Genomic DNA, 19,311 nt, shown 5'->3' with positions numbered 1-19,311 from the left:
TGAGGTGCGGGCCGGTGTGGACACCGGTCCGCACATGTCGGCGCAAAGGGGTGCGGCTCACGCCTCACCTCGCCGCATACGCCACCGATATGCGGTGCTGCTTACCCTTCGGACATGCGCGTACTGATCGTGGAGGACGAGCCCTACCTGGCCGAAGCCGTCCGGGACGGTCTGCGGCTGGAGGCGATCGCCGCCGACATCGCGGGCGACGGCGACTGCGCCCTGGAACTGCTCAGTGTCCACTCCTACGACCTCGCGGTCCTCGACCGCGACATCCCCGGCCCCTCCGGCGACGAGGTCGCCCGGCGCATCGTCGCCTCCGGCAGCGGCATCCCGATCCTCATGCTCACCGCCGCCGACCGGATCGACGACAAGGCCTCCGGGTTCGAGCTCGGCGCCGACGACTACCTCACCAAGCCGTTCGAGCTGCGGGAGCTGGTCCTGCGGTTGAGGGCGCTGGACCGCAGACGCGCCTACGCCCGTCCCCCGGTCCGCGAGATCGCGGGCCTGCGGGTCGACCCCTTCCGCCGGGAGGTCTTCCGCGACGGACGCTACGTCGCGCTCACCCGCAAGCAGTTCGCCGTGCTGGAGGTCCTCGTCGCCGCCGAGGGCGGGGTCGTCAGCGCCGAGGAGCTGCTGGAACGGGCCTGGGACGAGAACGCCGACCCCCTCACCAACGCCGTGCGCATCACCGTCTCCGCCCTGCGCAAACGGCTCGGCGAGCCATGGGTCATCGCCACGGTGCCGGGTGTCGGCTACCGCATCGACATCGGCCCGGGCAGCACGCATGCATAGACGCCCAGGGCTCAGCGTCCGACTGAAGCTCACAATCAGCTACGCCGGGTTCCTCGCGGTCGCCGGCGCTCTTCTGCTGGCCGTGGTGTGGGCGTTCATCCTGCGCTACGTCCCCGACAACTCCCAGGGCCTCCTCGGGATCTCGCCCAACCGCTACCTGCTCGTGCACACCTTCGCCCCCGCCGCGGCCGTGGCGATGGCCTTCCTGCTGGTGTTCGGCCTCGTCGGAGGGTGGTTCCTCGCAGGCCGGATGCTCGCGCCGCTCACACAGATCACGGCGGCGGCACGGACGGTCGGCAACGGATCGTTGTCCCACCGGATCCGCATGGAGGGCCGCCAGGACGAATTCAGTGAACTCGCCGACGCGTTCGACACCATGCTCGGACAACTCGAGTCGCACGTCGCCGAGCAGCGGAGGTTCGCCGCGAACGCCTCCCACGAACTGCGCACCCCACTGGCCATCTCGCAGACGCTGCTCGACGTCGCCCGCAAGGACCCCACACGGGACCGAGAAGAACTCCTCGCACGCCTGCAAGCCGTCAACACGCGCGCGATCGGCCTCACCGAGGCCCTCCTGCTGCTCAGCCGCAGCGACCGCGGACACTTCACCCGCGAGAGCGTCGACCTCTCCCTCGTCGCCGAAGAAGCCGCCGAAACGCTGCTTCCCCTCGCCGAACAGCGCCGGATCACGCTCGACGTCACCGGCGGGGCGGCCCCGACCAGCGGCTCCGCGGAACTCCTGCTGCGGATGGCGACGAACCTCGTCCAGAACGCCGTCGTCCACAACTTCCCCGTCGCCGGCACCGTGACGGTCCACACCGAGGCGTACGGCGACACGAGCGTGCTGCGGGTCGAGAACACGGGACCGCCCGTGGCACCGGAACTGCTGCCGACCCTCACCGAGCCCTTCCAGCGCGGAACGGAACGCGCACGCACCGATGAACACGCCGGCGTCGGGCTCGGCCTGGCCATCGTGCACAGCGTCGTCCGCGCCCACGGCGGGACCCTCGACCTCGCCCCCCGCCCCACCGGCGGACTCCTCGTCACGGTCCGGCTCCCGGGTGCGCCGTAGGCGTCGTCGCCGAGCACGCGCGCGGCGGGTGACTCGGGGGGAACTACCGGGGCCTGTCCGGCGAATGCCCCCGGACAGGCCCCGGTCGCGAGGAGGCCTCAGCGCTTGAGCGTGAAGGTGAAGTCCCCGGAGAGCTGGCCGCTCAGCCGGACCGCCGAGACGAGTTTCCCTTCCTCGATCAGCCTCTCCACCTCGGCCCGTGACAGACCGCACCCTTCGGCGATCAGCCGTACGGGCCGGACGGGAATCCGCGCCGCGAAGCGGACCGAGACGTCGATCACCTCCTGGTCCAGGTGATCCGATCCGCCGGTGTCGAGGCGCCAGGCGTCGGCCCAGTCCAGAGCGACGCGATTACGTCGTTGCAGGACCGGGTCCTGGAGCAACTCGGCTGTCAGGCCGAGGTCGTTGTCGTGCAGCAGGTCCAGCAGCTCGGGCCGTACGGTGCGCACGTTCCTCCGCTCGAAGACCGTGAGCTTCGCCGTGTCCCCGCAACCGGTACACAGGACGAGGAGCCAGGCGTCGATGGCCTTGTGGTTCGCGTTGACGCGGAACTTACCGGGTGCCCGGAAGCGCATGGACGCGCACGCGTGGCAACGACGGAGAACGAGCGGCAGGCAGGTGGGTGCGACCACCCAGGTATTGAGCACAGAAGTACACCGGTTCCAGTGAGAAGTCCGCAGCAAAAAGCAGCGCGGCGCACAGATGCGACGCGCGACCGATCAGCGCTCGGGGTGTCTCACACGGTGTACAACGGCACGTCCTTGCCTGGGCGACTTGGTCCGGCAGCACGGTAAGGGCACACGATGGCGCCGTTCCACCGGTTTTCGCACGTCTCTGTTCGAGTGGGGCCGACGACCGCGGGCCAGGAGGGCAGGGGGCCTCCGGCGCGCTCAGGCAGCCGCTTCGACAGAGTCGGCGTCCGGCGCGGCAACGGGGAGAGCCGCGTCGACCTGTCGGCCCCAAGGGCCCTGGTGGACGCGGAGCCTCGCGGCGAGGAACTCGACGATGGAGAGCCCTCTGCCGTGTTCCTCGAGGTCGGCGCTGCGAGGCACTGGAGGGGAGGCCGGAGCCCCTGAGTCCGTCACCGAGATCCACAGGACTCCGCCGTGCAGGCAGAGGCGTACGGTCATGTCGTCGCGGCCGTGTTCGGCGGCGTTCGCGGCGAGTTCGCCGACGATGAGCTCGGCGGAGTCACGGGCGTCCGACGGAAACCGCCACTGGGTCAGGACGGCCACGACACAGCGCCGGACCACCGGCACCCACCGGACCTCGGCCGGCAGGGCCAGGACGGCGTCGCGGCCTGCGGTCGTGCGGTCGTCGGCGGGGGCGGCGACCGATGCGGTGCGGTCGGGACGGGGGAGCGGCGGAGCGGAGGGCCGCCGGTTCGTACGAGCGGTGGCCGGCGGCCGTCCCGTCTCGTCGAGGAGCGTGGTGTACATGGTCGGCCCCAAATCTGGCGGGAAGGGGGTCGGAGCGGGCCCTGACGGTGGGGGACCTCCGGGCCCACCGGGCCACTTCTGACGCTACGCAGGTGTCCGGCCCTGCGTAGCTGGACTACGGGGCGCACCCACCCTGTCCGGATGGAGGGGGCGGCCCCGTCCAGGGGGAACGACGCGGGGCCGGACACCTGGGTGTCCGGCCCCGCTGCGGCCACCGCCTGCGCCGGCGCGGTGGCCGTCAGGTGTGGCTCAGCCGGCGGTGTCCGCCCCCGTCGGGAGCGGAGGTTCCGCGGCGAGGCGTTCCCACTCCTCGTCGGTGAGGACCCGGGAGCGGATCAGGAAGCGCACGCCCTCGGGTGCTTCGAGGGAGAACCCGCTCCCGCGGCCCGGGACCACGTCGACGGTGAGGTGGGTGTGCCGCCAGTACGCGTACTGGTCGGCACTCATCCAGAAGGGCGTGTCGTCGGCGACCAGGCCGAGCAGCACATCCGCGGCGCCGACCTGGAACTCGCCGCGCGGATAGCACATCGGCGCGCTGCCGTCGCAGCAGCCGCCGGACTGGTGGAACATCACCGGCCCGTGCGTCGCGGCGAGCCGCCGCACCAGGTCCTCGGCGGCCGGTGTCAGCTCGACGCGCCTGGTGCGAGCGGTCATCAGAAGAACCCGAGCTTCTGGCCGGAGTAGCTGACCAGCAGGTTCTTGGTCTGCTGGTAGTGGTCCAGCATCATCTTGTGGGTCTCGCGGCCGATGCCGGACTTCTTGTAGCCGCCGAAGGCCGCGTGCGCCGGGTAGGCGTGGTAGCAGTTCGTCCACACGCGGCCGGCCTTGATGCCGCGGCCCAGGCGGTAGGCGGTGTTGCCGTCCCGGGTCCACACACCGGCGCCGAGGCCGTACAGCGTGTCGTTGGCGATCTTCAGGGCCTCGTCGACGGAGTCGTACGTGGTGACCGAGACGACCGGGCCGAAGATCTCCTCCTGGAAGATCCGCATGTCGTTGGTGCCGCGGAAGATCGTCGGCTCGATGTAGTAGCCGCCCTCCAGGCCGGCCACGGAGCGCGGGTTGCCGCCGGTGAGGAGTTCGGCGCCCTCCTGCCGGCCGATGTCGATGTAGGAGAGGATCTTCTCGTACTGGTCGTTGCTGGCCTGCGCGCCGATCATGGTCGCCGGGTCCAGCGGGTCGCCGCTGACGATCGCCTTCGTACGCTCGACGCAGCGGGCCATGAACTCGTCGTAGATCGAGGAGTGGACGAGCGCGCGGGACGGACAGGTGCACACCTCGCCCTGGTTCAGCGCGAACATCACGAAGCCCTCGACGGCCTTGTCCAGGAAGTCGTCGTCGGCGGCCAGCACGTCGGGCAGGAAGATGTTGGGGCTCTTGCCGCCCAGTTCCAGCGTGACAGGGATGATGTTCTCGCTGGCGTACTGCATGATCAGCCGGCCGGTCGTGGTCTCGCCGGTGAAGGCGACCTTGGCCACGCGCGGGCTGGAGGCGAGCGGCTTGCCCGCCTCGACGCCGAAGCCGTTGACGACGTTGAGGACGCCCGGCGGGAGCAGGTCGGCGATCAGCTCGACCACCAGCAGCAGGCTGACCGGGGTCTGCTCGGCCGGCTTGATGACCACACAGTTGCCGGCGGCCAGCGCGGGCGCCAGCTTCCAGGCGGCCATCAGAATGGGGAAGTTCCAGGGGATGATCTGGCCGACCACGCCCAGCGGCTCATGGAAGTGGTAGGCGACGGTGTCGTCGTCGATCTCGGCGATGCTACCCTCCTGGGCGCGGACCACTCCGGCGAAGTAGCGGAAGTGGTCGATCGCCAGCGGGATGTCGGCGGCCAGCGTCTCGCGCACCGGCTTGCCGTTCTCCCAGGTCTCCGCGACCGCGATCTTCTGGAGGTTCTCCTCCAGTCGGTCGGCGATCCTGTTCAGGATGTTCGCCCGGTCCGTCGTGGACGTACGGGCCCAGCGCGGCGCGGCCGCGTGGGCGGCGTCCAGGGCGAGTTCGACGTCGGCGGCGGAGGAGCGGGCCACCTCGCAGAACGTCTTGCCGGTCACCGGCGTCGTGTTCGCGAAGTAGCGGCCCTCGACGGGGGCGACCCAGTCGCCGCCGATGAAGTTGTCGTATCGCGGGGCGAAGTTGACGATGCTGCCGTCTGTTCCCGGCTGCGCGTACACCATGGCGGCTCTCCTCGGGGAAATGGCGAGTGCGGTGCTCCGACGGCCCGTGCCGTCGTGCTGCACCGCACTGTGCGACCGCCAGGTTGGCGCGAGGTTGGCGCCGTACCCCCGCCCCGGCGTCAGTCCCGCAGGGCCGTGGCGAGACGGCCGGCCGCGAGGGCGCGGCGGGGATCGCGCGGGCCGAGCAGGCTCAGCGCGAGCTCGTGCACCTCGGCGTCGTAGGAGGCCCGTTCGCCGTAGCGCAGGGCGTGTTCCGGGCTGTTGCTCGCCAGCACCGCCTCGCGGACGGACACCTCCAGATGGGTGCGCCACTCCTCGATGCCCGGCGCCTCGGACCGGGGCAGCAGCGGGCCGCGGTACAGCCGCAGCGCGGTCTCGGTGTCGCCCTGCTCCAGCGCGCGCAGCACCTCGGCCGCGTCGCAGGACACGGGGGTGGTGAGCGCGTAGCGGCGGGTGGCGACCCCGCCGTCGAGGGCGCGGCGCAGATGCGAGATCTCCGCCTTGAACGTCGACGCGGTGACGGCCCGTTCGCCGTACAGGGCGTCGCGGAGTCGTTCGGGCGAGAAGCCGTCCGGTTCCAGGGCGAGCAGCGTGAGGATCTCCAGCTGGCGGGGGCGCAGGGCGAGAGGGACGCCGTCGCGTGACGCCTGTTCACCACCGAGGCAGGTGAGGCGCACGGGGCTGGTGTTCCGCTGAGGCTCGCGGGGCGGTTCGGCGCGGAGCCGGGACTCGATGGTGGCGACGAGGGAGCGCACGGTGGACATGGCCAGCGGGTTGGAGCGGTCCCAGGTGGTGGACATGTCCAGCACGCCGAGAATGCGTCCGTCGGGGCCGTGGACGGGGGCGCAGTAGCAGACCCAGCCGTGCAGCGCGGTGACCAGGTGCTCGGCCGAGAAGACGGAGGAGGGGCGGCCGGTGCGCAGGGCGAGGGACAGGGCGTTGGTGCCCATGGCCTGCTCGTCCCACCGGCCGCCGGGCGCGAAGTTGACGCGCTCGGCCCGGCGGCGCATGGTCGGCCCGCCGCACGTCCACAGGATGGTGCCGGACTCGTCGGTGACGGCGGTGACGAACCCGGCGTCCTCCGCGATGCCGCGCAGCTCGTCGGCGAGGCCGTCGACCGGCCGGCGCAGCGGCGAGCCGCTCCAGCGGTGGTGCACGCCTTCGCCGTCGCTGACCGGGGCGCTGTCCCGGCCCGGGTCCACATGGCTGAGCGATCGCATCCAGGAGTCGGTCACATCACGGCGCAGCTCCTCCCCGCCGACCGGGCTGGAACCGGCGGCTCTCATCCGCGGCACCCAGCGGGACCACTCGCTCTCCAGCCTGACCCTGCGCCGCCGCAGGTCACTGCGCTGTGACATGTGCTTTTCCCTGCCGTAGTACGGGAACAACCGTCTATTGTCCGCCGCGACCGCGCCGCCGCACCTGTCCGGACGGTCCGTCGACCCTGTCCGATCGGACAGGTGTCGCATCCCGCAGCGCGCGCCTAGCGTGGTCTTGAGTCAGACGCCAGTGTTATCAGCCACCCCGGCGGTAAAATCAAGATTGCGTCTGCATTGCGGGCTTCACGCCCTTGGGAGGTCGCATGTCGCTCACGTCCGCAGCGATGGTGACGGGCGGGAACGACCCGAGTGCCGACTGGAGCCGCGACGAGTGCCAGTGCGAGCTCCTGGGACCGCAGGAGACGAGCACGGACGCCGTCCGGCGGTCGGCGCGGCTGGCCAAGTTCCATGTCCCCGAGATCGTGTTCGGGCCCGGCTCGCTCGCCGAGCTGGGGCACTGCGCGCTGCGCCTGGGCGGGCGCCGCCCCTTCCTGGTCACCGACCCCGGGCTGATCGCGGCGGGCTGGGCGGACGAGGCGGTGGCCCATCTGAAGAGGGCCGGACTGCGGCCCGTCGTGTGGTCGGAGGTGACCCCCAACCCCAAGGACCACGAGGTCCAGGCCGGGTTCGAGCGGTACACGGAGAGCGGCTGCGACGTGATCGTCGGCGTGGGCGGCGGCTCCGTCATCGACGCCGCCAAGGGCGTGGCGATCCTGTCGGGCAACGGCGGACGCATCCTCGACTACGAGGGCGTGGACCAGGTGATCCAGCCGATCCCGCCGACCGTGATGGTGCCCTCCACCTCCGGCACCGGCGCGGACGTCTCCCAGTTCGCGGTGATCACCGACACCACCGAACACATCAAGATCACCATCGTGAGCCGTACGCTCGTGCCCGACATCTCCGTGATCGACCCGCGGCTGCTGACCACCATGCCGGACTGGCTCAACGCGGCCACCGGCCTGGACGCGCTGACGCATGCCATCGAGGCGTTCGTGTCCCGGGCGCACAACCCGCTCACCGACATCCACGCCCTGCACGCGGTCGAGCTGATCATCGGCAACCTGGTGCGCACCCAGATCGACCCCAAGGACTTCGGCGCCCGCCTCGCCATGGCGCAGGCCGCGCTGGAGGCCGGGATGGCCTTCACCAACGCCATCCTCGGCGCGACGCACGCCATGAGCCACCAGGTCGGCGGCCTGCTGGACGCCCCGCACGGCGTGGTCAACGGTGTGCTGCTGCCGCATGTGATCCGGTTCAACGCCGAGGCGTGGCCGGACCGTTTCGTCGCGCTGGGCGCGGCGGCCGGACTGCCGACCGCCGGTGTGCCGCCGCACGAGGTGGCGGCCCGGCTCGCGGACCTGGTACGTGCCCTGGCGGACGACGTGGGCGTGCCGAAGGGCCTGGCGAGCCTCGGAGTCGCCGAGCGCGATGTGCCGGTCCTGGCCCGTACGACGCTGAAGGACGCCTGCATGGCCACCAACCCCCGGATCGTCGAACTGCGGGACGTGGAGACACTGTTCCGCGAGGCACTGTGAGGCGGTCCCGGTGAGCGACCTCGAACGGTCACCTCAGACCCCCGACCTGGGCGTGCTCACCGGACTGCGGTCCGGCAAGCGCTCGTTCTACCCCGCGTACGTGCGCTCCACCGAGCGGCTGGAGCGGACGGTGGAGGCCCTCGACGGCATCTCCCGCGCCCTGGTGCGCACCGCGGAGGGGCCGCGCGCCCTGGTCGAGACCGTCGTACGGACCGCCGCCGAGCATCTGCGCGCCCGCTGGCTGCTGCTGGCCGTCGCGGACGGCGCGCTGCGTGCCGCCCGGCCCCGGTTCCTGCTGTACACCGACGACGTCTTCATCGACGACGAGACCCGGATACCCGCCGAGGCACGGCAGCATCTCCAACTGCTGCGCACCCGCCCCTGGGAGGCGCAGGGGCCCGGCCAGGGCCGCGACTGGGTGCGCGCGCCGATGACCCTCGACGACGAACCGGTCGGCGGGATCGCCGCCCAGCCCGGCGCCGGAGTGGAGGTCGCGGACACCGACCTGGCCATCCTGCGGGTGCTCGCCAACCAGGCCGCCGTGGCACTGCACCACACCTTCCTGTTCCACGCGGCGACCACCCTGCGCGGCCGGGCCGACGAGCTGTCCGAGGCCGCCGAGCAGCAGGCCCGTGACCTGGCCGCGCGCAGCGCCCAGTTGGCCGAGACCCAGGCGCGGCTGCTGGACGCCATGCAGCGGCAGGCGCTCGACGACGAGCGGCGCCGCATCGCGCGCGAACTGCACGACAGCGTCTCCCAGTACGTGCTCAGCGCGGGCATGACCCTTGAGGTGTGCCGGGCCGACCTGGCGGCTCTGGGCGGACAGGCCGCGCAGATCGCCGACCGGCTGGCCGGCGCCAAGGACCTCAACCGGCAGGCCGTGGAGCGGCTGCGCGCCGCGATCTACGCCCTCAACCGCACCTCGCAGGAGCCTGTCGGGCCGCTGCCGGTGATGCTGGAGCGGCTCTCCACCGTGCACCTGCCGACGGACCTGGACGTACGGGTGCAGGTGGCGGGCCGGCCGGCGCCGCTGCCGCCCGAGGCCGAGCAGTCCATCCTGCGGCTGACCGGCGAGGCCCTGTTCAACTCCGCCACCCACGGCAAGGCCTGCCGGGCCCTGGTGCGGCTGCGCTATCTGCCCGACGCGATCGTGCTGACCGTCTCCGACGACGGCGGCGGCGATCCGGCCCAGCTGCGGCGCGCTCTGCGTCTGTCCAGGGCCACCGATCTGGCCGGACGCCATCGCGGTCTGGCGAACATGGTCGCCCGGGCCGAGGAGCTCGGCGGCCGACTGTCCATCCGCCGGTCGGGGATGGGAGGCGTCCTGCTGCGGGTCGACGTCCCGCTGCCGGTGAAGCGTGCTCAGGAGGCACCGCAATGACCACCGAACAGCGGGCGGCGGCGCCCACCGAGGCGCTGCGGATCGTGCTGGTCGACGACCACGCGATCGTCCGGCACGGGCTGCGGTCCATCCTGGAGCGCGAGAGCGATCTGGAGGTGGTGGGAGAGGCGAGCACCGCCGCCGAGGCCGCGGCCGTCGTGGAGCGGACCCGTCCCGCGATCGTGCTGCTCGACCTGAAGCTGTCCACGGCGGCCGACACCGAGGGCCTGGAGCTGTGCGCGCGGCTGACGCAACGTCACCCGGACCTGGCGGTACTGGTCCTCACCACGTTCCTCGACGACTCACTGGTGGTGCAGGCCATCCACCACGGGGCGCGCGGCTATGTCGTCAAGGACGTCGACACCACGGAACTGCTGCGCTCCATCCGGGCGGTGGCCCGCAACGAGAGCGCCTTCGACTCGCACGCGGCCGCCGCGATGGTGCGCTCCATGCGGGTGCAGCCGGATCGGCCGAAGTTCACCGAACGGGAGCTGAAGGTCCTGCAGTTGCTCGCTCATGGGCTCAGCAACCGGGAGATCGGCGCGGAGTTGTACATCTCCGAGACGACGGTGAAGTTCCACGTCCGCAACATCATGCGCAAGACGGACGCGGGCAGCCGGGCCGAAGTGGTCTACGAAGCCACGAAGTTGGGCGTGATCTGACAACGAGGAGCCGGGAACCGCCCGTCGGCGGTCCCCGGCTCCCACGCTCATGCCGTCAGCCCACGGCCGGGCGCCCGAGCGGCAGCCCGCGGCCCCCGGTGGCCAGCGAGGTCACATGCAGGAACAGGTAGACCCCGACCGCGACGAAGGCGAAGACGGTGTATCCCGCCGCCGTCTGCAGGGTGGCGGAGCCGTTCAGGGTGGCGAACAGCACCAGCGCGAGGGCCACATCGATCAACGTGAACAGCACGGTGAAGGCGGCCGGCAGCCGTAGCGTGCTCACGGTCAGCAGCACCACGGTGGCCAGCCAGGAGATCAGGAACAGGGCCTGGGTCCGGGTCGCGGTGTCGGCGGTGATCCCGAACCAGCCGTGGAGGAGGCCGAGCACCAGCACCGCGTAGCTCAGCCAGAAGCCGGTGAAGACGCCGAAGACGGCCGCGACGGCACTCTGTCCGAGCGCGGCCGCCCAGAGAGCGGCGATGAGCTGGCCGAGCGCCGTGGCCGCGAGGATGATCGCGAGCGGAGCTCCGGCGGTGCCGGCCGGAACATAGCCGACCAGGGTGAGTCCGAGCGCGATCGAGCCCACGACGAACGTGGGCACGCCGATCAGCGCCGGGTCACCGTCGAGCGGGCCCGGCGTGGCCTGAGGCCGGGACTTCGCGTGGGCTGCGGAGGCGGTACCCACCGCGTCCGTTTCCGAGAGGGACATGAACGCTCCTTTGCGTTACGGGGTTGACCATCGAGGGCGGCGCAGTCTTGGGGGGCGTTGCTCAGCCGGGTTCGACCACCAGCCAGCCGCCGTGGAAGGAGCCGACCTGGAAGCGGTGGCCCGTACGGCGGCCGAGGGCGGCGAGCTGCCGCGGGCTGAAGCACCGCACATGCCCGTACGCGGCGGTCGGCTCGTCCTCGTAGGGCACGGCCACCACCACCCGCCGTCGGGCCAGCCGCAGCGCCTCCTGGAGGACGGCGTCGCCGTGCTCGGGGTCGAGGTGCTCCAGCACATGGACGACGGTGACGGTGTCTACCGAGGCGTCCGGCAGCGGCACCTGGGCCGCGTCGCAGACCAGCACGTCCAGCATCAGGCCCCGCGCGCCGGCCACGGTGCCGAGCAGGCGCATGGTGCCCCGCGAGAGGTCGGAGGCGATCACGGTCCGCTCCTGTCGCTCGGCGAGCAGCAGCGGCAGGAAGCCGAAGCAGGAGCCGAGATCCAGCACGGAGCCGGGCCCGACGAGGTCCAGCGTGCGCCGGTACACCGGGGCGAAGCCGGCGATCGAGGAGTGCACGGCGGGCTCCGGCGTCTGCCAGTACTGCCTGATGCGGGTCAGTGTGTTGTCGTAGAACGTCGTCCACGCGGGCAGCGGGCCGTCCACGCACGAGCGCACCACGCCGGTGAAGACCCGCTCGAAGACATCGCTGCCGGACAGCCAGCCGGGTGCGAACAGCTCCTCGGCGAGCAGCCCGGCCAGGTCGTTGTCCAACTGCCCGGGGCTCAGGCGGTGGCCCAGCTCGATACGGCGGCCGCGGCGGTGCAGCGTGAAGTGGTCGGTGCGGACGATGGGTTGCGACGGCGCGCCCTGAGCCACGCGGTCATGGCGGACGACCCGGACCAGATGGTCCACGTAGAGGCCGGGCGCGCTCGGCGCCAGTGGGTCGATACGGCGCGCGGCGATCGCGCTGCGCAGGCTCGGGACACTCACGGCAACTCCCCCAGGCGGTGTGCGGTGTGCGGTGTTCATCGGCCCGAGGCCTCCACCGCCATGCGGTGGGCGGTGCGCTCCAGGCCGGCGAGGTCGGCGACCACCTGCACGCGGTCGCAGTACTCGGCGTAGGCGGGCAGGTCGCAGCCGCCCAGGCCCCAGGAGTAGCGGGGTTCCGGGGTCAGCCAGATCGTCCGGCGCACCCGGCGGGCGATCTCCGCGAACGCCTCGGTCCGCGGCGGGTTGCCGTTGCCGCGGCCGTCGCCCAGCACCAGCAGCGTGGTGCGCCGGCCCAGCGCCGGCGTGTGGTCGGCGAGCAGCGTCTCGAAGGTCCGGCCGTAGTCAGAGGTGGCGTCCACGTCCAGCAGACCGCCGGCCGGCAGCCCGTCGAAGACCAGCCCCAGCGCCCGCTCCAGCGGATGCTCCGCGAACAGCTCGGTGATCTCGGTGGGTTCGTCGACGAAGGCGTACGACCGGACCTGCCCGAACAGGGACTGCAGCCCGTGCACCAGGTGCAGGGTGAAGCGGGCGGTGGCCCGCACGGACAGCGAGACATCGGCGAGGATCACCAGACGGGGCCGGTCCTCGGCGCGGGTGACGGTGACGGGCCTGAACGGTACGCCGTCGTAGCGCATGTTGCGGCGCATGGTGCGGCCCGGATGGACCCGCCCGGTGGGGGTGCTGCGTCTGCGGCTGGTCAGGGCACCGCGCACGGTGCGGCCGACCCGGCGCAGCGCCTCCTCCAACTGGCCGCGTTCGTCCTCGTCGACCGCTTCGAGACGGGCGCGTTCGGCGATCCGGGCGGACTCCACGGCCACCGCCTGGAGTTCGGCCAGCCGGTCCAGATGACGTTTGAGCAGTTCGGGCAGGCTGTCGATGAGACCCGTCAACTGCCCCCCGATCGCGATTCCTCCGGGGTCGTCCTCCTGCTCGGCGAGCCAGCCGAGCAGGGCGTCGCGCTGGGCGACGGTCAGGGTCGTGTCGACCGGCTGCCCGGACGTCGCCGCGAGCCGTCCGGGGATGCCGGCGCCGTGCAGCCGCTCGGTCTCCAGCTGGACGGACGGTGTGTCGTCGCGCCCGGCGGTGGCACCGTCCTTCGACAGGACGATCTCGTCGGTCATCGAGGCCAGGTCGATCTTGTTGGCCTCCTGGTGCAGGTTGTACTGCTGGGCCAGGTCCTGCTGGTCGAAGTAGTCGCGGATGTCGGACGGCTTGCCGTGGCTGTGGCCCTGCTGCGGGGTCTCGGAGGGCTCGTCGGAGACGGTGAACGACTCCAGGTCCCCGGTGTCGGTGAAGTCGTCGTGCGCGTGGCCGTGCCCGTGTCCGTCGCCGGCGGGGTCCACCGGGCGCAGCGAGAAGAACGCGCTGAACAGGTCGTCGAACAGCACGTCGTCGCGGCGGTCCTTCACCAGCGTCATGCGCAGGGCCTCGCGCAGGGTCTCCCGCTCGCCGAGCACGCCGGGCTGGGCCGCCCCGCGCATGGCGTCCATCGCCTCCGCCACGGAGACCCGCAGGCCGAACAGCCGCAGCACGCGGACGAATCGGTGCACGCCGGCTTCCATGCACGCCTCCCTGATCAGTCGGTGCGGCGCCGCGCGACGGCGGCGAACGAGCGGGCGCCCTGACCGGTGCCCGTGGTGGTGCGGTGCGTCGGACCGGTGCCCGGGGCGCCGTAGTAGCCCTCGTCGTGCCGGCCCTGCCGGTCCATGGCGGCCCGCACCGCACGCCCGTCCGGCTCGTGCGGCTCACCGTGACCATGGTGGTGATGATGGCCGCCATGGTGGTGGCCGGGCTCGGGCAGCGTGCGGTTGGGGTCGACCAGACGCGGCAGGACGTCCAGCGCCCGGTGCAGGTCACGCTCGTACTTCAGGACCACGTTGGCGGTGTCGGCGAGGACCGCCGGGTCGAGTTCGTCGACACCGAGCACGGCGAGGGTGCGCGCCCAGTCGACGGTCTCGGAGATGCTGGGGCTCTTGCGCAGCGGCAGCTCGCGCAGGCCCCGCACCACGTCCACCAGATGGCGGGCCGTGGCCTCGGGCAGGCCCGTGTCCTTGGACCGCACGATCTCCAACTCCCGCTCGGCGTCCGGGTAGTCGAGGAACAGGTGCAGGCACCGGCGCTTCAACGCGGCCGACAGGTCACGGGTGTTGTTGGAGGTGAGGACGACGTACGGCGGGACCTTCGCGGTGTACGTGCCGATCTCCGGCACCGACACCTGGTACTCGGCGAGGCACTCCAGCAGGACGGCCTCGAGCGCCTCGTCGGCCCGGTCGACCTCGTCGATCAGCAGCACGGCGGGCTGCTCACCGCGTACCGCGTCCAGCAGCGGGCGCGGCGCGAGGAACCGGTCGGAGAAGAAGACGCTGTCCTGCTCCTCGATCCGGTGCACGGCGGAGGCCAGGTCGGGGGCGTCGGCGGTGAGGTCGCCGATCTTCTCCCGCAGCATCTGGGTGTACAGCAGCTGCTTGCCGTAGTCCCACTCGTACAGGGCGCGGCTCTCGTCCTGGCCCTCGTAGCACTGCAGGCGCAGCAGCCGGCGGCCGGTGGCGGCGGCGAGCGTCTTGGCGAGCTCGGTCTTGCCGACGCCGGCCGGGCCCTCCAGGAGCAGCGGCTTGTCGAGTCGGGTCTGCAGATACACGGTGGTGGCGAGCCGCCGGTCGGCGATGTAGCCGTGGGCGGCGAACCGCCCGGTGACGTCGTCGACCGAGGTGAAGGCGGGGTTCTCGGATGTGGCGGGCACGGTGTCTCCGTCCGGTGGGGCGGGAGCGGGGGGTGACCTCCCACAGTGCGAACCCCCCGCTCCCGGTTCGGGGTGCTCAGCCGAGCAGGTCGTCCAGGTCGCCGGTCATGCAGTGCTCGACGACGGGGCGGACGGTGTCGAACGTGCACTCCTTGGCGTTGCCCGGGGTGCAGGCGTCGCCGAGGACGTGGTGCGTGATGCGGTCGACGTCACCGGCGTCGCCCTTGATGACCTTGGCCTGCTCGTAGAACTTCGTCGGGCCCTGGCCGAGGCGGTTCTTGGAGTACGAGTCCTGCTGCACGTCGGTGAACTTCTCCGGGATGCCGACGTCACGCAGCAGCCGGATGCCCGCGGCGAGAGCGGCCTCGGCGGCCTTCACCTTGGTCATGCCGTGCGTGTCGACACCCATCGCCTCGGCGATGTCCGCGAACCGCTCATAGTGGGCCGGCATGTTGAACGCCCAGACACGGGGCAGCGCGATGGCGTTGTTGAGCCCGTGGTGGGTGTCGTAGAACGCGCTGACCGCGTGCGAGATGGAGTGGATGATGCCCAGGCCACCGGAGTTGAAGGCCTGCGCCGCGATGTACTGGGCGTACATCATGCCCTCGCGGCCGGCCAGGTCCTGGCCGTTCCACACCGCCTGACGCAGATGGCGGGCGGTGAGCCGGATCGCGTGCAGCGCGTTGCCCAGCGACGGCTGGAAGTTCAGGCGCGAGACGTACGGCTCGGAGGCGTGCGCGAGGACGTCGAAGCCGCACTGGGCGGTGTAGTCCAGCGGGCAGTCGTAGTACAGCGTCGGGTCGTCGATGGCGAGGGTGGCCACCGAGGCGTCGTCGAACGCGACGTACTTGTGGGGGTTGTCGGGGTCCGTGGTGGTGTCGGTGATGACGTACGCCCAGGACGTCTCCGAACCGGTGCCGGCCGTGGTGGACACGGCGATGTGCGGCGGGTTCTTGGGGTTCTCGGACTTGTTGAAGCCCTCGAAGTCGTTGACGTTGCGGCCGTCGTGGGCGACGGAGACACGGGCGCCCTTGCACGCGTCGTGCGACGAGCCGCCGCCGATCGACACGAACGAGTCGCACTTGTTCTCCTGGTACAGCGCCACGGCGTCCATGACGTTGTAGTCCTTGGGGTTCGACTCGACCTTGTCGTACACGACGACATCGAGGCCGTGGTACCGCATCGACTCGACGATCTTGTGCACGGTGTCGCTGCCGCGCAGACCGGTGGTCATCACCAGCGTGCGGCTAAATCCCAGCTTCTTGGCCTCCGGCCCGATCAGCTCATGGGCGCCCGGGCCCATCAGCGCCCGGGGGAAGGGGTGGAACTCCTTGATCGGGAACGGCTTGAGAAGTTCTTCGACCTGCATGATCGCGACTTTCCTCTCTGCGGGGAGTTCGTGGCGTGACTCACCCTCGGGGACGGCGTGGCCGGGCGACACCGGCCGCTCGGACGGCAGCGGGGCGCGGACGGAGGGGCCCCGACCTGTCCGATCGGAGGGGGCACCGGCACACCTGTCCGACCGGACAGGGCGAGGGCGGCCGGAAGCAGGGCGAGCGGCGCCGTAGCCCGCCCGTAGCGTCGAGAGCGGCCGGTCGGTGAACGACGCATCCGGTCTCCAACACCCGTTCCTCGCAAGGAGTTTCACCATGAACGACGATCTGACCAGGGCTGAACCGGACGCCGTCGACGCCGTCGACAACACCGACGTCGTCGTCGAGGAGGTCCTCGTCGAAGAGGTGTCCATCGACGGCATGTGCGGCGTCTACTAGTCCGGCGCCATGACCACCCCAGCGAACGCCCCGGCGGCCGCCGCACTCGACATGGCGCGCGCGTACCGGCTGAACCCCTCCGTCGCGCTGCGCCCCGAGCCGTTCGGGGCGCTCGCCTACCACTTCGGCAACCGCCGGCTGTCCTTCCTGAAGGCGCCGGAACTCGTCGAACTGGTCCGGGGACTCGACCGCCACCCCAGCGTCGGACACGCCCTCGCCGACGTGCCCGACGCCCGGCGGGACGTCTTCCTGCGCGCGCTGGCCTCCCTGGCCGCCGCCGACATGATCATTCCTCAGCGCAGTGCAACCGGAGCGCCGTGATGACGACCCTGCACGATCCCCCGTCCGCCGAACGCGTGCCCGCCCTCGTCGAGCAGTTCAAGGGCGGCCTGCACGCCCCGATCTGCCTGACCTGGGAGTGGACGTACGCGTGCAACCTGTCCTGCGCGCACTGTCTGTCCTCGTCCGGGCGGCGCGACCCGCTGGAGCTGTCCACGGACGAGATCAAGTCCGTGATCGACGAACTGCAGCGCATGCAGGTCTTCTACGTCAACGTCGGCGGCGGCGAGCCCACGGTCCGCCCCGACTTCTGGGAGCTGCTCGACTACGCGATCGCCCACCAGGTCGGCGTGAAGTTCTCCACCAACGGGCTGCGCCTCACCCCCGAACGGGCGCGCCGGCTGGCCGCGACCGACTACGTCGACGTCCAGATCTCCCTCGACGGCGCCACCCGCGAGGTCAACGACGCGGTGCGCGGCCGGGGTTCGTACGACATGGCGATCCGGGCCATGGAGAACCTCGCGGACGCCGGGTTCCGCGACTTCAAGATCTCGGTCGTGATGACCCGCCAGAACGTCGCACAGCTCGACGACTTCGCGGCGATCGCCGACCGCTACGGCGCCCAACTGCGCATCACCCGGCTCAGGCCGTCCGGGCGGGGCGCCGACGTGTGGGACGAGCTGCATCCGACCGCCGAGCAGCAGTACGACATCTACGCCTGGCTCCTCGGCCACGGCGAGCGGGTCCTCACCGGAGACTCCTTCTTCCACCTGAACGCGCTGGGCTCCGAGCCGCTGCCCGGCCTGAACCTGTGCGGCGCCGGACGCGTGGTGTGTCTGATCGACCCGGTAGGTGACGTGTACGCCTGCCCGTTCGCCATCCACGACGCGTTCAAGGCGGGCAATGTGCGCTCCCCGGGCGGGTTCGACCGGGTGTGGCGCGAGTCGGAGCTGTTCACCGAACTGCGCCGGCCCACGACCGGGGGCGCCTGCTCGGGCTGCCCGGCGTACGACTCCTGCCAGGGCGGCTGCATGGCCGCCAAGTTCTTCACCGGCCTGCCGCTGGACGGTCCCGACCCGGAGTGCGTGAAGGGCCACGGCGCCGCCGCGCTGGCGTCGGTGAGGCCCGGCGCACTGCCGCGCCAGGGCAACGACCACTCGCACCGGACCGTGCCCCTCGGCATGCCCGCGGTGCGCACCGAGCGCCCCGACCGCCTCTGCGACGAGAGCCCGCTGGCCGGTCTCCACGCCGTGCACGACACGAAAGGAACGTCATGAGCAAGTGGTTCGAGACGGTCGCCGAGGCCCAGCGAAGGGCCGGCAAGCGACTGCCGAAGTCCGTCTACAGCGCGCTGCTCGCCGGTTCCGAGAAGGGCACGTCCTACGACGACAACACCAAGGCGTTCGCGGAACTGGGCTTCGCGCCCCACGTCGCCGGGCTGTCGGCCAAGCGTGACCAGTCGACGACGGTACTGGGCGAACAGATCTCCCTGCCGGTGATCATCTCCCCGACCGGTGTGCAGGCCGTGCACCCCGACGGTGAGGTGGCGGTGGCCCGCGCGGCCGCGGCCCGGGGCACGGCGATGGGGCTCAGCTCGTTCGCGAGCAAGCCCCTGGCGGATGTCGTCGCCGCCAACCCGCGGACGTTCTTCCAGATGTACTGGATGGGCTCCAAGGACGCGATGCTGCGCCGCATCCAGCACGCGTACGAGGCGGGCGCCAAGGCGCTGATCGTCACCCTTGACTGGTCCTTCTCGCACGGCCGCGACTGGGGCAGCCCCAAGATCCCCGAGCGGCTGGACCTCAAGGCGATGGCACGCTTCGCCCCCGAGGCGCTCGCCCGCCCCCGCTGGCTGCTGGACTTCGCCAGATCGGGCCGCCTGCCCGACCTGACGGCACCCAACCTCGCCGACCCCGGACAGGACGCTCCTACGTTCTTCGGGGCCTACGGCGAGTGGATGGGGACCCCGCCCCCGTCGTGGGAGGACGTGCGCTGGCTGCGCGAGCAGTGGGACGGGCCGTTCCTGCTCAAGGGCGTGTGCCGGGTGGACGACGCCCTGCGCGCGGTCGACGCCGGTGTCACCGCCATCTCGGTGTCCAACCACGGCGGCAACAACCTGGACAGCACCCCGGCCCCGATCCGCGCCCTGCCGGCCATCGCGGACGCGGTCGGCTCCCAGGTCGAGATCGTGCTGGACAGCGGCATCCGCCGGGGCAGCGACGTGGTCAAGGCCCTGGCGCTCGGTGCGCGGGCCGTGATGATCGGCCGCGCCTACCTGTGGGGCCTGGCCGCGGGCGGGCAGAGCGGCGTGGAGAACGTGCTGGACATCCTGCGCGGCGGCATCGACTCCGCGCTGCTGGGCCTCGGCCGTTCGTCCGTGCAGGAGCTGACCCGTGACGACGTGGTGATCCCGCCGGGGTTCACCCGGACCCTGGGCGCGGTCTGA

Annotated in this window: 19 protein-coding genes; 9 read left to right on the top strand and 10 right to left on the bottom strand. The window is 71.4% G+C overall.

Annotated elements, in window-relative coordinates:
• Positions 1-114 precede the first annotated feature (114 nt).
• Positions 115-795, top strand: a complete 681-nt coding sequence (locus tag RKD23_RS02485) for a response regulator transcription factor (protein WP_424852057.1) — start codon at positions 115-117, stop codon at positions 793-795.
• Positions 788-1,867 (top strand): sensor histidine kinase, encoded by a 1,080-nt coding sequence (locus RKD23_RS02480; protein WP_424852056.1) that lies wholly within the window; start codon positions 788-790, stop codon positions 1,865-1,867. Before RKD23_RS02485 ends, RKD23_RS02480 begins: the two co-directional genes overlap by 8 nt.
• Before the next feature lie 98 nt (positions 1,868-1,965).
• Here RKD23_RS02480 and RKD23_RS02475 read toward each other — a convergent pair whose 3' ends face one another.
• The 5 genes from RKD23_RS02475 to RKD23_RS02455 form a co-directional block, all read right to left on the bottom strand.
• Positions 1,966-2,514, bottom strand: coding sequence for a DUF1062 domain-containing protein (locus RKD23_RS02475; RefSeq protein WP_424852055.1), 549 nt, complete (start codon positions 2,512-2,514; stop codon positions 1,966-1,968).
• A gap of 243 nt (positions 2,515-2,757) precedes the next feature.
• A complete protein-coding gene (locus RKD23_RS02470) occupies positions 2,758-3,306 on the bottom strand; it encodes an ATP-binding protein (protein WP_424852054.1) in 549 nt (182 codons plus the stop codon).
• A gap of 249 nt (positions 3,307-3,555) precedes the next feature.
• Positions 3,556-3,960 (bottom strand): DUF779 domain-containing protein, encoded by a 405-nt coding sequence (locus RKD23_RS02465; protein WP_424852053.1) that lies wholly within the window; start codon positions 3,958-3,960, stop codon positions 3,556-3,558.
• Positions 3,960-5,477 carry an aldehyde dehydrogenase gene (gene adh, locus RKD23_RS02460; RefSeq protein WP_424852052.1) on the bottom strand — a complete coding sequence of 506 codons (1,518 nt, stop codon included), beginning with the start codon at positions 5,475-5,477 and terminating at the stop codon, positions 3,960-3,962. The genes RKD23_RS02465 and adh overlap by 1 nt, the downstream gene beginning before the upstream one ends.
• A 119-nt stretch (positions 5,478-5,596) precedes the next feature.
• Positions 5,597-6,835 (bottom strand): transcriptional regulator, encoded by a 1,239-nt coding sequence (locus RKD23_RS02455; RefSeq protein ID WP_424852051.1) that lies wholly within the window; start codon positions 6,833-6,835, stop codon positions 5,597-5,599.
• Between the two features lie 224 nt (positions 6,836-7,059).
• Here RKD23_RS02455 and RKD23_RS02450 point away from each other — a divergent pair, with 224 nt between their 5' ends.
• From RKD23_RS02450 to RKD23_RS02440, 3 genes are read left to right on the top strand one after another with little or no spacing between them, the layout of a single operon-like run.
• The gene (locus RKD23_RS02450; protein WP_424852050.1) at positions 7,060-8,334 is read left to right on the top strand and encodes an iron-containing alcohol dehydrogenase; all 1,275 of its coding nucleotides are present in this window, start codon (positions 7,060-7,062) and stop codon (positions 8,332-8,334) included.
• A gap of 10 nt (positions 8,335-8,344) precedes the next feature.
• Positions 8,345-9,715 carry a MadS family sensor histidine kinase gene (locus RKD23_RS02445; protein ID WP_424852049.1) on the top strand — a complete coding sequence of 457 codons (1,371 nt, stop codon included), beginning with the start codon at positions 8,345-8,347 and terminating at the stop codon, positions 9,713-9,715.
• Positions 9,712-10,377, top strand: coding sequence for a MadR family response regulator transcription factor (locus RKD23_RS02440; RefSeq protein ID WP_424852048.1), 666 nt, complete (start codon positions 9,712-9,714; stop codon positions 10,375-10,377). Before RKD23_RS02445 ends, RKD23_RS02440 begins: the two co-directional genes overlap by 4 nt.
• A gap of 55 nt (positions 10,378-10,432) precedes the next feature.
• On the opposite strand, the gene RKD23_RS02435 is transcribed toward RKD23_RS02440, so the two are convergent.
• From RKD23_RS02435 to mdo, 5 genes are all read right to left on the bottom strand, one after another.
• On the bottom strand, positions 10,433-11,086 hold the full coding sequence (locus RKD23_RS02435; protein ID WP_424852047.1) for a GPR1/FUN34/YaaH family transporter: 654 nt from the start codon (positions 11,084-11,086) through the stop codon (positions 10,433-10,435).
• A gap of 61 nt (positions 11,087-11,147) precedes the next feature.
• On the bottom strand, positions 11,148-12,074 hold the full coding sequence (mftM, locus tag RKD23_RS02430) for a mycofactocin oligosaccharide methyltransferase MftM (RefSeq protein WP_424852046.1): 927 nt from the start codon (positions 12,072-12,074) through the stop codon (positions 11,148-11,150).
• Positions 12,075-12,109: 35 nt separating this feature from the next.
• Complete coding sequence (locus RKD23_RS02425) at positions 12,110-13,636, bottom strand: VWA domain-containing protein (RefSeq protein ID WP_424852045.1); 1,527 nt, start codon at positions 13,634-13,636, stop codon at positions 12,110-12,112.
• Between the two features lie 14 nt (positions 13,637-13,650).
• Positions 13,651-14,814 (bottom strand): AAA family ATPase, encoded by a 1,164-nt coding sequence (locus RKD23_RS02420; RefSeq protein ID WP_424852044.1) that lies wholly within the window; start codon positions 14,812-14,814, stop codon positions 13,651-13,653.
• A 76-nt stretch (positions 14,815-14,890) separates the two neighbouring features.
• Entirely contained in the window at positions 14,891-16,183 is a 1,293-nt protein-coding gene (gene mdo / locus RKD23_RS02415) for an NDMA-dependent methanol dehydrogenase (RefSeq protein ID WP_424852043.1), read from the bottom strand.
• A gap of 280 nt (positions 16,184-16,463) precedes the next feature.
• Between mdo and mftA the strand changes: the two genes are divergently transcribed.
• Genes mftA through mftD form a run of 4 tightly spaced genes read left to right on the top strand, consistent with a single transcriptional unit; the run spans position 16,464 to position 19,311 of the window.
• Positions 16,464-16,586, top strand: a complete 123-nt coding sequence (gene mftA, locus RKD23_RS02410) for a mycofactocin precursor MftA (protein ID WP_424852042.1) — start codon at positions 16,464-16,466, stop codon at positions 16,584-16,586.
• Between the two features lie 9 nt (positions 16,587-16,595).
• Positions 16,596-16,907, top strand: coding sequence for a mycofactocin biosynthesis chaperone MftB (gene mftB / locus RKD23_RS02405; protein ID WP_424852041.1), 312 nt, complete (start codon positions 16,596-16,598; stop codon positions 16,905-16,907).
• Positions 16,907-18,142, top strand: a complete 1,236-nt coding sequence (mftC, locus tag RKD23_RS02400) for a mycofactocin radical SAM maturase (protein WP_424852040.1) — start codon at positions 16,907-16,909, stop codon at positions 18,140-18,142. Before mftB ends, mftC begins: the two co-directional genes overlap by 1 nt.
• Positions 18,139-19,311 (top strand): pre-mycofactocin synthase MftD, encoded by a 1,173-nt coding sequence (gene mftD, locus RKD23_RS02395; protein ID WP_424852039.1) that lies wholly within the window; start codon positions 18,139-18,141, stop codon positions 19,309-19,311. The genes mftC and mftD overlap by 4 nt, the downstream gene beginning before the upstream one ends.

The sequence above is a fragment of the Streptomyces sp. SAI-170 genome, from assembly GCF_049739565.1.
Classification (GTDB): Bacteria; Actinomycetota; Actinomycetes; order Streptomycetales; family Streptomycetaceae; genus Streptomyces.
This window is presented reverse-complemented; position numbering and strand designations above follow the sequence as displayed.